General features: G+C 65.4%; 13 protein-coding genes and 2 pseudogenes. All 15 read right to left on the bottom strand.

Annotated features, from left to right (window positions below):
* Positions 1–114: 114 nt before the first annotated feature.
* The gene (locus JWN21_RS03825) at positions 115–900 is read right to left on the bottom strand and encodes a type III pantothenate kinase (RefSeq protein ID WP_299646404.1); all 786 of its coding nucleotides are present in this window, start codon (positions 898–900) and stop codon (positions 115–117) included.
* A 6-nt stretch (positions 901–906) separates the two neighbouring features.
* Positions 907–1647, bottom strand: coding sequence for a biotin--[acetyl-CoA-carboxylase] ligase (locus tag JWN21_RS03820; protein WP_299646402.1), 741 nt, complete (start codon positions 1645–1647; stop codon positions 907–909).
* Positions 1614–3068: an NADH-quinone oxidoreductase subunit NuoN gene (gene nuoN, locus JWN21_RS03815; RefSeq protein ID WP_299646400.1), complete on the bottom strand. Its 1455-nt coding sequence runs from the start codon at positions 3066–3068 to the stop codon at positions 1614–1616. The genes JWN21_RS03820 and nuoN overlap by 34 nt, the downstream gene beginning before the upstream one ends.
* Positions 3068–4612 carry an NADH-quinone oxidoreductase subunit M gene (locus JWN21_RS03810; protein WP_299646398.1) on the bottom strand — a complete coding sequence of 515 codons (1545 nt, stop codon included), beginning with the start codon at positions 4610–4612 and terminating at the stop codon, positions 3068–3070. The genes nuoN and JWN21_RS03810 overlap by 1 nt, the downstream gene beginning before the upstream one ends.
* Positions 4609–6666 carry an NADH-quinone oxidoreductase subunit L gene (gene nuoL / locus JWN21_RS03805; RefSeq protein ID WP_299646396.1) on the bottom strand — a complete coding sequence of 686 codons (2058 nt, stop codon included), beginning with the start codon at positions 6664–6666 and terminating at the stop codon, positions 4609–4611. The genes JWN21_RS03810 and nuoL overlap by 4 nt, the downstream gene beginning before the upstream one ends.
* Entirely contained in the window at positions 6663–6968 is a 306-nt protein-coding gene (gene nuoK / locus JWN21_RS03800) for an NADH-quinone oxidoreductase subunit NuoK (RefSeq protein WP_299646394.1), read from the bottom strand. The genes nuoL and nuoK overlap by 4 nt, the downstream gene beginning before the upstream one ends.
* A gap of 115 nt (positions 6969–7083) precedes the next feature.
* Positions 7084–7695: an NADH-quinone oxidoreductase subunit J gene (locus JWN21_RS03795; protein WP_299646392.1), complete on the bottom strand. Its 612-nt coding sequence runs from the start codon at positions 7693–7695 to the stop codon at positions 7084–7086.
* Positions 7696–7722: 27 nt separating this feature from the next.
* Positions 7723–8208: an NADH-quinone oxidoreductase subunit NuoI gene (nuoI, locus tag JWN21_RS03790; RefSeq protein ID WP_299646390.1), complete on the bottom strand. Its 486-nt coding sequence runs from the start codon at positions 8206–8208 to the stop codon at positions 7723–7725.
* 89 nt (positions 8209–8297) lie between these two features.
* Positions 8298–9335: pseudogene (gene nuoH, locus JWN21_RS03785) on the bottom strand (NADH-quinone oxidoreductase subunit NuoH); the annotation flags it as partial.
* Positions 9332–11335 (bottom strand): NADH-quinone oxidoreductase subunit NuoG, encoded by a 2004-nt coding sequence (gene nuoG / locus JWN21_RS03780; protein WP_299646388.1) that lies wholly within the window; start codon positions 11333–11335, stop codon positions 9332–9334. The pseudogene nuoH and the gene nuoG, both read right to left, overlap by 4 nt.
* The gene (locus JWN21_RS03775) at positions 11335–11979 is read right to left on the bottom strand and encodes a hypothetical protein (protein ID WP_299646386.1); all 645 of its coding nucleotides are present in this window, start codon (positions 11977–11979) and stop codon (positions 11335–11337) included. The genes nuoG and JWN21_RS03775 overlap by 1 nt, the downstream gene beginning before the upstream one ends.
* Positions 11976–13277 (bottom strand): NADH-quinone oxidoreductase subunit NuoF, encoded by a 1302-nt coding sequence (gene nuoF / locus JWN21_RS03770; protein ID WP_299646384.1) that lies wholly within the window; start codon positions 13275–13277, stop codon positions 11976–11978. The genes JWN21_RS03775 and nuoF overlap by 4 nt, the downstream gene beginning before the upstream one ends.
* Complete coding sequence (locus JWN21_RS03765) at positions 13277–13438, bottom strand: hypothetical protein (RefSeq protein ID WP_299646382.1); 162 nt, start codon at positions 13436–13438, stop codon at positions 13277–13279. Before JWN21_RS03765 ends, nuoF begins: the two co-directional genes overlap by 1 nt.
* Positions 13435–14103, bottom strand: coding sequence for an NAD(P)H-dependent oxidoreductase subunit E (locus JWN21_RS03760; RefSeq protein ID WP_299646380.1), 669 nt, complete (start codon positions 14101–14103; stop codon positions 13435–13437). The genes JWN21_RS03765 and JWN21_RS03760 overlap by 4 nt, the downstream gene beginning before the upstream one ends.
* A gap of 192 nt (positions 14104–14295) precedes the next feature.
* A pseudogene (locus tag JWN21_RS03755) lies at positions 14296–14871 on the bottom strand (NADH-quinone oxidoreductase subunit D); the annotation flags it as partial.

Genomic DNA, 14871 nt, shown 5'->3' with positions numbered 1-14871 from the left:
GTCGCCCTGCGTGAAGCAGGTGCCCGGCACCGTCGACGAATGGAGTGGTGCTCGGGGATGTGCCGGTCAAAGCCGGCGGCTGATAGTTACCGGTCAACACCGGCGGGTAAAACTCTAGCCCGCTATATGGGCACGCTCCCACAGCATCGCCAGACCCTGGATCGTCAGATCCGGTTCGACTGTGTCGAACACGGCCGTATGATCCTGCAGCAACGCCGCGAGACCGCCGGTCGCGATCACCTTGGTGGGCCGGCCGACCTCCTGCTTCAGCCGCGCGACCAGCCCTTCGACCAGGGCGATATAGCCCCAGAAGATGCCAATCTGCATCTGGTCGACGGTGTTGGTGCCGATCACGCTCGAGCCGTTCTTGGGTGCCTCGATAGCCACGCGGGGCAGCTTGGCCGCGGCGGTGACCAGCGCATCAAGCGAGAGGTTCAGCCCCGGCGCGATGATGCCGCCCTTGTAGGCGCCGCGATAGTCGCTGACGTCGAACGTGGTCGCGGTGCCGAAGTCGATGACGATCAGGTCGCCACCGTGCAGCGCGTGCGCGGCGATCGTGTTGACCGCGCGATCGGCGCCCAGGCTCTGCGGCTCGTCGACATCCAGCGCGATCCCCCACTCGACCGGTGCGCGGCCGGCGATCAGCGCCTCGGTCTTGAAGTATTTGGTCGCCAGCACCTGCAGATTGTGCAGCGCGCGCGGCACGACGGTGGCGACGATGACACCGGAGATCGCCTCGCGCGACAATCCTTCCAACTGCAGCAGCTGGCTCAGCCAGACCGCATATTCGTCCGCCGTCCGGCGCGGATCGGTCGCGATCCGCCATCGCGCGACGATGCGGCGATGTTCCAGAACGGCGAATACGACATTGGTATTGCCGGCATCGATGGCGAGCAGCATCAGCGATCAGACCAGAAAGACATCGCCGGCGTGAATGACACGCCGCTCGCCGGACGCCAAGCGCAGGATGAGCGCGCCATGGGCGTCCAGGTCCTCGAAGCTGCCATTGACGGTCGAGCCATCGGGCAAGGATGCGCGCAGCGGCGTTCCAGGCGGGTGCGCGCGCTCCAACCAGCGGCCGCGGATGGAGTCAAAGCTCCCCTCTCGCCAACGCGCCAGCCACGTCGTGAGCCGCTCCGCCAATTGCGCGACGAACGCGGCAGGAGCAACGGCGCACCCCTGCGCGGCGAGACTGGTCGTAAGGCGATCCGGCAGAGCGGGATGGTGCGCGAGGTTGACGCCGAACCCGATCACTACCGCGTCCTCCGCGCGTTCGAGCAGGATGCCGGAAAGCTTGGCACCGTCGATCAGGAGATCGTTCGGCCATTTCAGCATCAGACCGTCGCGACGGATGAGCATCGAAACGACGTCCTCCAACGCTACCGCCGCGACAAACCCGAGCGTGGCCGCAGCCAGATCGACGTCGCGCAGACGCACCACCGTGCTCGCATACAGATTGCCGGGCGGGGATACCCAAGTCCGGCCCTGCCGGCCGCGTCCGGCCGTCTGTTGCTCGGCGCGTAGCCATAGCCCCTCGTCAGCCGCGCCTGCGCGCGCGAGCGCTAGCAGATCCGCGTTGGTCGATCCCGTCGCCGCGACTGTCCTGATGACGCTCAGAACAGCGTTCGCGCGGCCAGGAGGCTCCACGCCCCCAGCGGTGCCAGCAGCACCCAGCCCAGCGGCGACACGAGCACCGCCGCAACCGCGATCATCCCGCCCTCGACCGCGCTGTCGCGGCGCTGGAACGCCGGCGCGGGGTCATCGAAATACATGACCTTGATGATACGCAGATAGTAGTAAGCGCCGATCACCGAAGCGACGAAGCCCGCCACCGCGAGCGGATACAGCCCGGCATTCACCGCCGCCTGGAACACCGCGAACTTGGCGTTGAACCCCAGCAGCGGCGGGATGCCGGCAAGCGAGAACATGAAGATCGCCATCGCCGCCGCAAGCCCCGGCCGGGTCCGCGACAGGCCCGCGAGACTGTCGATGCTCTCCAGCTGCTCGCCGTCCGGCGATCGCATCTGCAACACGACCACGAACGCGCCCAGCGTCATCGCCGTATACACCGCCAGGTAGAACAGCACCGCCGCGACGCCCTCGGCCGTTCCCGCCGCCAGGCCGACCAGGATGAAGCCGACATTGTTAATGGAAGAGTAAGCGAGCAGCCGCTTGATATTGGATTGCGCGATCGCCGCCACCGCGCCCAAAATAATCGAAGCGAGCGCCGCAAAGATGACGATCTGCTGCCACTGGTCGTAAGCCGGCCCCATCGCGCCGATCGCCACCCGCACCGCAAGCGCCACCGCCGACACCTTTGACGCGGTGGCGAAGAACGCCGTCACCGGCGTCGGTGCGCCGGTATAGACGTCAGGCGTCCACATGTGGAACGGTACTACCGCCATCTTGAACGCGATGCCCGCGAACACGAACACCAGACCGAACATCAGGCCATAGAAGCTGGCTGTTCCGGGACCGGTTGCGGCATAGGCTTCCGCCACACCGACGAACAACGTCGTGCCGCTGAAACCGTACACCAGGCTAACGCCGTACAGCAGTATCCCGCTCGCCAGCGCGCCGAGCACGAAATACTTCAGCCCCGCCTCCGCGGACCGCGCGTCGCGCCGCATGAAGCTGGCCAGCACATAAGAGGCGAGCGATTGCAGCTCCAATCCGACATAGAGCGTCAGCAGGTCGCCCGCCGACACCATCATCCCCATACCGATCGCCGCAAGCAGCATCAGCACCGGATATTCGGGCCGCAGATCGTCGCCCGACGTGCGCTCGAAGAAGCCCGGCGCGATCACGATCGACACCGCGGTCGCGAGATAGATCAGCGCCTTGGCGAACGCTGCGAAGGCGTCGGCGCGGTACAGGCCGGCATACGCCTCGCCACCACCCGATGCCGGACCGAGCAGCGCAATCCCCGCCCCCGCCAGTACTGCCACCGCCGTCCACGACACGATCCGCGTCGAGCTTGCTCCACCCCAGGCAGCGACCAGCATCAGCGCGATGGCACCCAGCGCCAGCACCACTTCGGGCAGCGTCATCATCATGTTCGCGGCCATCAGTGCGACTCCACCGCGCCATGAGCGGGCGCGACATGCACCGGCTTGGCCGCCGGCCGTCCCACCGTGGGCGCGGAGTCGCTGGGCGGCGTCGCACGGTCCAGTCGCGCCAGCAGCACCGCAACGTCCTGCCGCATCGGCGCCATGAAGCTCTCCGGGTACACACCCATCCACAGCACCACCGCCGCAATCGGCGCCAGCAGCCACAGCTCGCGCCGTGACAGGTCCGGCATTGCGCGCACATCGTCCGACTTGATCTCGCCGAACGCGACGCGGCGATACAGGTAGAGCATGTACCCGGCACCCAGAATAATTCCCGTGGTGCAGATCAGCGCAGTCCAGGTCGACAGCTGATAGATTCCCGCCAGCGCCAGGAACTCGGCCACGAACCCGCTCGTGCCCGGCAGCCCGATCGACGCCATGGTGAACAGCAGGAAAAACAGCGCGTAACGCGGCATGTTGATGCTCAGGCCGCCATAGCGGCTGATCTCGCGCGTGTGCAGCCGGTCGTAGATCACGCCGACGCACAGGAACAGCGCGCCCGACACAAGCCCGTGCGATAGCATCATGATCATCGCGCCCTCGATGCCCTGCCGGTTGAACGCGAACAGCCCGATGGTGACGATCGCCATGTGCGCGACGGACGAATAGGCGATCAGCTTCTTCATGTCCGCCTGCACCAGCGCCACCAGCGACGTGTACACCACTGCGATGGCGGATAGCGCGAAGATCAGCCACGCCAGCTCCGCCGACGCCTCGGGGAACATCGGCAGCGAGAAGCGCAGGAAGCCATAGCCGCCGAGCTTCAGCAGCACGCCCGCCAAGATTACCGAACCGGCGGTCGGTGCCTGAACGTGCGCGTCAGGCAGCCATGTATGGACCGGCCACATCGGCATCTTGACCGCGAAACTCGCGAAGAATGCCAGCCACAACCAGATCTGCACGTCCGGCGGAAAGTCGAACCGCATCAGGTCGGGAATGAACGAGGTCCCCGCCTCCGCCCGCATGTAAAGCATCGCGATCAGCATCACGACCGAGCCGAGCAGCGTGTACAGGAAGAACTTGTAGCTGGCGTAGATGCGGTTCGCGCCGCCCCAGATGCCGATGATGAGGTACATCGGGATCAGCCCGGCCTCGAAGAAGATGTAGAACAGGAACAGGTCCTGCGCGGCGAAGGTGCCGATCATCAGCACCTCGGTGAGCAGGAACGCGGCCATGTATTCGGGCACGCGGGTCGTGATCGCCTGCCAGCTGGCACCGATGCAGATCGGCATCAGGAACACGCTGAGCGCGATCAGCAGCAGAGCAAAGCCGTCGATCCCCAGCGCCCAGGCAAACTGGCCGAACACCGGCTGAAACTCGACGAACTGCCATTGCGGCCCGCCGATCTCATACCCGGCCCACAGCACCACCCCGAGTGCGAGATCGATCAGCGTCGCCGCCAGCGCAAGCCGACGCGCATTGTCCGCGGACAGAAACAGGCATGCCACCGCCGCAACCGCAGGCACGGCTAGCATCAGCGACAGCAACGGAAAACCGGTCATCGCGTGATCGCCCACGTCACCGCTGCCGTCAGGCCGAGCAGCATCACGAAGGCATAGGTATAGAGGTAGCCCGACTGAAACCGCCCCGCGACGCGACTACCCGACATCGCCAGAGCCGCCATGCCGTTGGGCCCGAACCGATCGATCGTCTGCTCGTCACCGCGGTGCCAGAACAACCGCCCGATCGCAAAGGCGGGGCGTACGAACAGCAGCTGGTACAGCTCGTCGAAATACCATTTGTGCGCCAAGAAGCGATGGAAGACGTCGAACTGATCGGCGAGCGCACTCGGCACGCCCGGCGCCCGAATATACGCATACCATGCGCCCAGCAGGCCCAGCAGCATCGCGATCGTGGCGCTCAGCTTGATGAGCACCGGCACCTCATGCATCGCGTGCGCCAGCGTCTCGCTGAACGCGATCGTGCCGCGCCAGAACCGCTCACCAGCGCCCGTATCGATGAAGCTGTGATAGAACAGCAGCCCGGCCAGCACCGCGCCCAGCGACAGCACGCCCAGCGGCACCAGCATCGTCCACGGGCTCTCGTGCGGATGATAGCCGCCCGTCCCCGCCGGCAGGTCCACTTGCGCGGGTCCGTGCTCGGCCGGCGCATGGCCGCCATGCTCGTCGGCCGGGTGGTCGTGGTCATGCGCGTGCAGCGCGTGCTGGATGTGCTCCGACGCCGCCCAGCGCGGCGTGCCCCAGAAGGTCAGGAACATCAGCCGCCACGAATAGAAGCTGGTGATCATCGCCACCAGCGTGCCGACGAACCACGTTCCGGTCCAACCCGACGCCCAGCCCGCCTCGATGATTGCGTCCTTGGAGAAGAAGCCGGCGAAGCCGACATGCGGCAGCCCGAAGACATGCGGAATACCGACGCCGGTGATCGCCAGCGTCCCCAACAGCATCGCCCAAAAGGTAAGCGGGATGCTTTTACGCAGCCCGCCGTAATAGCGCATGTCCTGCTCGTGATGCATCGCGTGGATCACCGAGCCCGCGCCCAGGAACAGCAGCGCCTTGAAGAAGGCGTGCGTGAACAGGTGGAACATCGCCGCGCCATAGGCGCCGACACCGGCGGCAAAGAACATATAGCCGAGCTGAGAACAGGTCGAATAGGCGATCACGCGCTTGATGTCGGTCTGCACCAGCGCGACGGTGGCCGCGAATAGGCACGTCGCCGCGCCGACGAAGCGCACTACCGACAGCGCATCGGGTGACGCCTCGAACATCGGCGACAGGCGGCACACCATGAACACGCCCGCCGTCACCATCGTCGCGGCGTGGATCAGCGCGGAGACCGGCGTCGGCCCCTCCATCGCGTCGGGCAGCCAGGTGTGCAGCCCCAATTGCGCCGACTTGCCCATCGCCCCGACGAACAGCAGCAGGCACAGCACCGTCATCGTATCCGCGCGGAACCAAAGGAAGCCGATCGTCGATCCCGCCATGTTCGGCGCGGCGGCGAGGATCGCCGGGATCGAGACGGTGTCGAACACCAGATAGGTCGCGAAGATGCCGAGCATGAAGCCCAGATCGCCGACGCGATTTACCACGAACGCCTTGATCGCGGCGGCGTTGGCGCTCGGCTTCTTGAACCAGAACCCGATCAGCAGATAACTCGCGAGCCCGACGCCCTCCCAGCCGAAGAACATCTGGACGAGGTTGTCCGCCGTCACCAACATCAGCATGGCGAAGGTAAACAGCGACAAATAGGCGAAGAACCGCGGCTGATCCGGGTCCTCGTCCATATACCCCCAGCTATACAGATGCACGAGCGCGGACACGGTCGTGATGACCACCAGCATCACCGCGGTCAGCGCGTCGACACGCAGCCCCCAGCTCGCGTCCATGCTCCCCGACACGATCCAGCTCGCAACCGGCGTCACGCCGGGCTCGATCGATCCCGTCATGAAGCCCAGGAAGATGGGCCATGACAGCGCCGCCGACACGAACAGCGCGCCCGTGGTGATCAGCTTCGCCGGCACGTTGCCCAGCGCGCGATTGCCCAGCCCGGCGACGATCGCCGCCAGCAACGGCAGGAAAACGATGAGAAGGATCATCCCTTCATCCGATTGACGTCGTCGACCGCGATCGTTCCGCGACTACGGAAATAGATCACCAGAATGGCGAGTCCGATCGCCGCCTCCCCCGCCGCGACCGTGAGCACGAACATCGCGAACACCTGCCCGACCAGATCGCCGAGCGCGTTGGAGAATGCGACCAGGTTGATGTTCACTGCCAGCAGGATCAGCTCGATCGCCATCAGCATGACGATCAGGTTCTTGCGGTTCGCGACCAGCCCCAGCACGCCGAGCGCGAACAGGATCGCCGCGACGACGAGGTAATGGACCAGGCCAATCACAGCTCCCCTCCCGCTTGCGGGAGGGTTTGGGGGTAGGCCTGTCCAGCAAGGCGAGGGAACATGCCCACCCCTAGCCGCTCCCGCGAGCGGGAGGGGAGCAGCGCAGCCGAACCGATCACAACTCCACCCCCACGCCCACCGGCTGATCGACGTTGCGCGTCGCGTCCTGCGGCCGCCGTGAATTCTGGCGGCTTACGTTCTGGTAGCGCGTGCCCTTGCGCTCGCGGTGCGTCAGCACGATCGCGCCGATCATCGCCACCAGCAGCACCAGACCCGCGCCCTCGAACACGAACAGATAGCGGCTGTAGAGCAGCTCGCCGAGCGCCTCGATGTTGGGCTTGTCCAGCGCCGTCGTGCCTGCACGCCGCGCCAGCTGGACACCGCCGACCGACCATGCCTGCACCGCGATCACGATCTCGGCCGCCAGCGCCAGCGCCAGCGCGAAACCGAGCGGCCAGTAGCGCGCGAACCCCGCGCGCATCTCCGCCACGTCGATGTCCAGCATCATGACAACGAACAGGAACAGCACCGCGACCGCGCCGACATAAACGATCACCAGCAGCATCGCGATGAACTCAGCACCACACAGCACCATCAGCCCCGCGCCGTTGAAGAACGCCAGGATCAGCCACATCACCGCGTTGACCGGGTTGCGCGACGATACCGTCATCGCGCCGGCCACGATCACGACGATGGCAAACAGGTAAAAGGCTATGGCCTGAATCATGCGCGTTCGTTCATCTTGGCGGCGCGCCTAGCGGTAGGGTGCATCGGCGGCAAGGTTTGCGGCGAGCACGCTTTCCCAGCGATCGCCGTTATCGAGCAGCTTGGCCTTGTCGTAGATCAGCTCTTCGCGCGTCTCGGTCGAATATTCCAGGTTCGGCCCCTCGACGATCGCGTCGACCGGGCACGCCTCCTGACACAATCCGCAGAAGATGCACTTGGTCATGTCGATGTCGTAGCGCGTGGTGCGGCGGCTGCCATCGTCGCGCGGCTCGGACTCGATGGTGATCGCCAGCGCCGGGCACACTGCCTCGCACAGCTTGCACGCGATGCAGCGTTCCTCGCCATTGGGATACCGCCGCAACGCATGCTCGCCGCGGAATCGCGGGCTCATCGGCATCTTCTCGTACGGATAGTTGATCGTCGCCTTGGGCTTGAAAAAATACCGCAACGTCTTGGCGTGCGCGAGCAGAAACTCCCACAGCGTGAACGACTTGATGAAATGCGCGGGGCTCACAGGCAAGCTCCAGGATACTTGGCCGGCGTGATGCCTGGCGCATGGACGGTATAGCCCGTCCTTGGCGTGCCAGGACACGGAACACGTTTCAGCATGAGATAACCGGACACCAGAAACACCCAGATCAGCGACATCGGCAGGAATATCTTCCACCCCAGCCGCATGATCTGGTCATAGCGATAGCGCGGCACGGTCGCCTTCACCCAGCTGAAGATGAAAAAGAAGAACAGGATCTTGCCGAACAGCCAGACGATGCCGGGCACGTCGAACCACGGGATCAGATCGATGTTGAGCGGCGGCAGCCATCCGCCCCAGAACAGCGTCGCGTTGAGCGCGCACATCAGCAGCACGTTGGCGTATTCGCCCAGCCAGAACAGTGCGAAGCTCATCGACGAATATTCGGTCTGATAGCCCGCGACCAGCTCCGATTCCGCCTCCGTCACGTCGAACGGCGCGCGCTGCGTCTCCGCCATCGACGAGATCAGGAACACGACCCACATCGGAAACAGCAGCGGGTTGAACACGAAGCCGTTGACCAGCCCGAAGCCATGCCCGACCTGCGCCATGACGATGCCGGACAGGTTGAACGTTCCCGCCCACAGCACCACGGTCACGAGCACGAAACCGATCGCGACCTCGTAAGACACCATCTGCGCCGCCGCCCGCAGCGCCGAATAGAACGGGTATTTGGAGTTGGACGCCCAACCCGACAGGATGATCCCGTACACGCCCAGCGAAGACGCCGCGAGCACGTACAACAGCCCGACATTGATGTCGGCCAACACCACGCCGGCATCGAACGGCACCACCGCCCACACGATCAGCGCGACGGTGAAGGTAATGATCGGCGCCAGCAGGAACAGCACGCGGTTGGCGGCCGACGGGATGATCGTTTCCTGCAGGAACACCTTCAGCCCGTCGGCGAAGCTCTGCAGCAGCCCGAACGGTCCGACGACGTTGGGCCCGCGCCGCAACGCCATCGCGGCCCAGATCTTGCGATCGGCATAGATGATCATCGCGACGGCCAGCATCAGCGGCAAGGCGATCAGCAGGATGCCGGCAATGGTTGCGGTGAACCAGGCCGCACCATGGCTAAACCCGACGGTGTTCTGAAAGAAGTCGGTCATTCCGCCGCCTCCGCAAACGCTTCGCCATGCACCAGCTCTTGCGAGCAGCGCTGCATGGTCGGACTGGCGCGGCAGATCGCGTTGGTCAGGTAGAAGTCCTTCACCGGATAGCCGTCGACCGTGCCGGAGACCTTCTTGTCGAGCTTCGGCGGAGTCCAGTCGAACTGCGCCAGCCCCTGTTCGCGCAAGCCCGGCACCTCGCCGAACATCGCCTCGCGCAGGCCTGGCAAGCTGTCGAACGGCAGCGTCGCACCCATCACCGCCGACAGCGCGCGCAGTACCGTCCAGTCCTCGCGCGCATCGCCCGGCGGGAACACCGCGCGCTCACCACGCTGGACCCGGCCCTCCAGGTTGACCCACGTGCCCGACTTCTCGGAATAGGCCGCGCCCGGCAGCACCACGTCGGCAGCCGCCGCACCGCGATCGCCATGATGGCCCAGATACACCTTGAAGCTGCTTGCGAAGCCGGCGAAATCAACCTCGTCGGCGCCTAGGAAGAAGGCGAGCTTCGGCTTGGCCGCGACCAGGTCGGCAATGCCGCCAGCCTGAGCCGCACCCAGCATCAACGAACCCATGCGGCTCGCGGAGAAGTGCAGGACGTTGAACCCGTTCCACTGGTCGCGAACCAGGTTGAACCGCAGGGCCAGCGCCAGCGCCGCGCCGTGCGCGCGCTTTACCGCCAGCCCGCCCAGCACGATCATCGGCCGCTCGGCCTTGCCGAACGCCTCTACTACCGCATCGGGGAGCGACCCGAGCATCGCCAGATCGTCGCCCAGCCACTCGACCTTGTAGGTCAGCTCGGTCTCCGGCCCAATCGCAAAGACCTTCGCGCCGCGCTTCACCGCCTTGCGCAACCGGGTGTTCACCAGCGGCGCTTCCCAGCGCACGTTGGTGCCGACCAGCAGCACCACGTCCGCATGCTCCGCCCCGGCGATGGTGGTGTTGAAGTTCACTGCCGCCAGGCTCGAGACGTCATAGTCGGCGCCGGTCTGCCGCCCCTCGATCAGCGTCGAGCCGAGGTTCCGCAGCAGCACCTTGGCCGCGTAGATGGTCTCGCAATCGAGCAGGTCGCCATGGACCGCCGCGACGCTGCCGCCATGGTCCACGGCCGCGATCGATGCAAACGCCTCATCCCACGTCGCGGGCTGCAGCTTGCCGTCGCGGCGAATATAGGGCCGATCAAGCCGCCGCCGCACCAGCCCGTCGATCGCGTAGCGCGTCTTGTCGTGCGCCCACTCCTCGTTCACATCCTCGTTGATGCGCGGCAGGCAGCGCAGCACCTGGCGTCCGCGGCTGTCGAGCCGCACGTTGGTGCCGACCGCGTCGTGGACGTCGATCGCATGCGTCCGCCGCAGCTCCCAGGGACGGTACTCATACTGGTACGGCTTGTGCGTCAGCGCGCCGACCGGGCACAGATCGACGACGTTGCCACTCAGTTCGCTGCTCACCGCTCCCTCGAGATACGAGGTGATCTGCATGTCCTCGCCGCGACCGATCGCGCCGATCTCCTCGACGCCGGCGACCTCCTCGGCAAAGCGGACGCAGCGCGTGCACTGGATGCACCTGGTCATGATCGTCTTGACGATCGGGCCCATGTATTTCTCGGTCACCGCGCGCTTGTTCTCGGTGTAGCGGCTGTGCCCCTTGCCGTACGCGATCGACTGATCCTGCAGATCGCACTCGCCGCCCTGATCGCAGATCGGGCAGTCGAGCGGATGGTTGATGAGCAGGAACTCCATGATCCCTTCGCGGGCATGCTTCACCATCGGCGTGGTGGTGAAGATCTCCTGATTGTCCGCCGCCGGCAGCGCGCAACTCGCCTGCGGCTTGGGCGGCCCCGGCTTCACCTCGACCAGGCACATCCGGCAATTGCCGGCGATCGACAGCCGCTCGTGATAGCAGAAACGCGGGATTTCCTTGCCCGCGGCTTCGCACGCCTGGAGCACGGTGGCGCCTTGGGGGACCTCGACCTCGATGCCGTCGACTTTGAGCTTAGGCATCAGTTCGTCCCTTGGGCGGTCATGGGGAGAACCGTGCTTGCACGGTACAGCGCCCCGGCCAACGCCATACGGATGTCTGTCGGCACAATGGGAACCTTCCGACCCTGCGGGAGGCAGACGCCGAACTGCTGCGACATCGCTTGCACGCGCTGGCTCTCCTCAACGGTACCTAGCTTGGTCGTGATGAGCAGGCCACGGGCATCGGCGTGATTGCGAGCTATGTAGCAGTCGGCGAAATCATGAATTGAGCGGATTTGTCGGTCACTCGCGACCGCTGCAGGCACCGCGCCTGGGGGCTGCAACTTGTACAGACCCTCAGCGACCACGCCGCGCACTTGCGCTCGGACCACCGTCGCGCGAACCATGTTGCGCATGCAGACGTTACTCCCACCCTTTCGGATCAGGCCGTCAAACGCACGCTTCTCTTGAGGAGAGTCCACCACCGTTGCAAGGAACGCCATCGACTGCTCGCGTTTCGTCTTAGCCAGGCAGGCACCGAGCTCGCGCATGAAGAACCAGAACTCCTCCTCGCTGGCGGTCCTGGGCTCATCGGAAGCGCCCGACCGGCCCGGCGCAAGTTGTGCCGAGGCTGGAGCAACAGCAGCGATCGCCAGCGTCGCCGCGAGGACGCGCGCGCACTTCACTCCGCCGCCTCCATCATCGGCCCGAGGTCGCCGCCGCGCTCGCGGATGCGCCGCTCCAGCTCGGGCCGGAAATGCTTGATCAGCCCCTGCACCGGCCAAGCCGCCGCGTCGCCCAGCGCGCAGATCGAGTGGCCCTCGACCTGCTTGGTCACCTGCTGCAGCAGGTCGATTTCACCGATGTCAGCGTCACCGGTGCGCAGCCGCTCCATCATCCGCCACATCCAGCCGGTGCCCTCGCGACACGGCGTGCACTGGCCGCAGCTCTCGTGCTTGTAGAAGTAGCTCAGGCGCGCGATCGCGCGGACGATGTCGGTCGATTTGTCCATGACGATCACCGCCGCCGTTCCCAGCCCCGAACCCAGCGCCTTCAGCCCGTCGAAATCCATTGGCGCGTCGATGATCTCGTGCGCGGGCACCAGCGGCACCGACGAACCGCCGGGGATCACCGCGAGCAGATTGTCCCAGCCACCCCGGATACCGCCGCAATGCTTCTCGATCAGCTCGCGGAACGGGATGCTCATCGCCTCCTCGACCACGCAGGGTTTGTCGACGTGGCCGCTGATTTGAAAGAGCTTCGTGCCCTCGTTCTTGGGCGTGCCGATGCCGGCGAACCACGCCCCGCCCCGCCGAAGGATGGTTGGCACGACCGCAATCGATTCCACATTGTTGACCGTCGTCGGGCAGCCATAAAGACCCGCCCCCGCCGGGAACGGCGGCTTCAGGCGCGGCTGGCCCTTCTTGCCCTCCAGCGATTCAAGCATCGCGGTCTCTTCGCCGCAGATATACGCGCCGGCGCCACGGTGAACGAACACATCGAAGTCATAGCCCGAGCCACAAGCGTTCTTGCCCACCAATCCCTTGGCGTACGCCTCGGCAACGGCGGCGAACAGCACCTCCGCCTCGCGAATATATTCCCCCCGAATGTAGATATACGCCGCGCGCGCGCGCATCGCGAACCCCGCGATCAGCGCACCTTCGATCAGCTTGTGCGGATCGTGGCGGATGATCTCGCGGTCCTTGCAGCTGCCGGGCTCGGACTCGTCAGCGTTGATGACCAGGAAGTTTGGCCGGTCCGGCTTGGGCTCCTTGGGCATGAACGACCATTTGGTCCCGGTCGGAAACCCCGCCCCGCCCCGTCCGCGCAAGCCCGACGCTTTGACCACATCGATGATCGCGTCCGGCCCGGTAGCGAGCAGTGCCTTGGTGTTGTCCCAATCCCCACGCGCCATCGCTCCGTCGAGGTTCCACGGCTGGAACCCGTACAGGTTGGTGAAGATGCGATCCTTGTCCGCGAGCATCAGCCGCGCGCCTTCCTAAGCCACCAGGATCCGACAACGGAGACGGATACACCCAGCCCGATCAATTTAGCAGCCAGCGGCGCCACCTCGGCTGCCTGCAGTCCCAGACTCGTTGCAAGACCGGCCGCCACGGCCGTGAGCGGCAGGAGATATTTCTTCATGCCCACTCCCCGCGATAGTCGTGGTTCGAGCCGACCATTTCCCTGAGCGTGGTCGGCCCACCCGCCGGGCAGCTGTCCTGCCGCCCCGTCTGCGATCCCGGCTTCGGCGTCTCGCCACGTGCGAGCATCTGCAGCACGGCCGTCGTGCGGTCGTAGTCCAGATCCTCGAAATTGTCGTCGTTGATCTGCACCATCGGCGCGTTGGCGCAGGCACCCAGGCACTCGACCTCGGTCAGCGTGAACAGCCCGTCGGGCGTGGTCCGCCCCTTGGTCAGCCCGTGGTTCTTGCACGCCGCGAGCACGTCGTCGCTGCCCGCCAGCAGGCACGGCGTCGTCCCGCACACCTGCACGTGATAGCGCCCGACCGGGGCGAGATTGTACATGGTATAGAAGGTCGCGACCTCGAACACGCGCATGTACGACACGCCGATCGCCCTCGCGACGAACTCGATCACCGGCACGGGGAGCCAGCCCTGCGTCTGCGTCTCCGCCCCCACCTGCCGCTGGGCTAGGTCGAGCAGCGGCAGACACGCCGACTGCTCGCGCCCCGCCGGATAGCGACCGAGGATCTCGTTCGCCTTGCGCTGGTTGTCCTCGCTCCACGCAAAGCCACCCCACCGCGCGCGGGTCTCGGCTTCGTCGGGAATGGTCGCTGCCTCAGCCATTAACAGCTCTCTTCGTTTCCAGATGTCGGCGGCGGTACAGGCCGACGAAGAAGATGCCGAGGTTGTAAGCCGCAAGCGCAGCCAACAGCACTGTCGTCCAAATCGATCGCTCAACGTAATCCATAGCCACCAAGATGAGGTAGAAAGCTGCCCCAAATCCTAGGATTACCGCAGCAATGCGGTAAGCACGCCTCACCGGTCACACTCCCCGAAAACGATGTCCATCGCCCCCAGAATAGCCGTCGTGTCCGCCAGCATGTGCCCGCGGCTCATGAAGTCCATCGCCTGCAGGTGACTGAACGCGGTCGGCCGGATCTTGCAGCGGTACGGCTTGTTGGTCCCGTCGCTGACCAGATACACGCCGAACTCGCCCTTGGGGCTTTCCGTCGCGACATAGACCTCGCCCGCGGGAACGTGGAAGCCCTCGGTATACAGCTTGAAGTGGTGGATCAGCGCCTCCATCGAGCGCTTCATGTCCGCGCGCTTGGGCGGCACGACCTTGCTGTTGAGCGCGTGCACCGGTCCTTCCGGCATCTCGGCCAGGCACTGCTTCATGATCCGCGCCGACTGCCGGCACTCCTCGACGCGCACCATGAACCGGTCGTAACAGTCGCCGCGCGTCCCCACCGGCACGTCGAAGTCCATGCGCGCGTACACGTCATACGGCTGCGACTTGCGCAGGTCCCACGGCAGCCCAGCCGCGCGGATCATCGGCCCCGAAAAGCCCCAGGCGATCGCGTCATCGCGGCTGACCGTCGCAATGTCGAC

The sequence above is a fragment of the Sphingomonas bacterium genome, from assembly GCF_028292945.1.
Taxonomy (GTDB): Bacteria; Pseudomonadota; Alphaproteobacteria; order Sphingomonadales; family Sphingomonadaceae; genus Sphingomonas.
The sequence above is the reverse complement of the archived record's forward strand: the minus strand, read 5'-3'. Positions and strand labels throughout refer to the sequence as shown.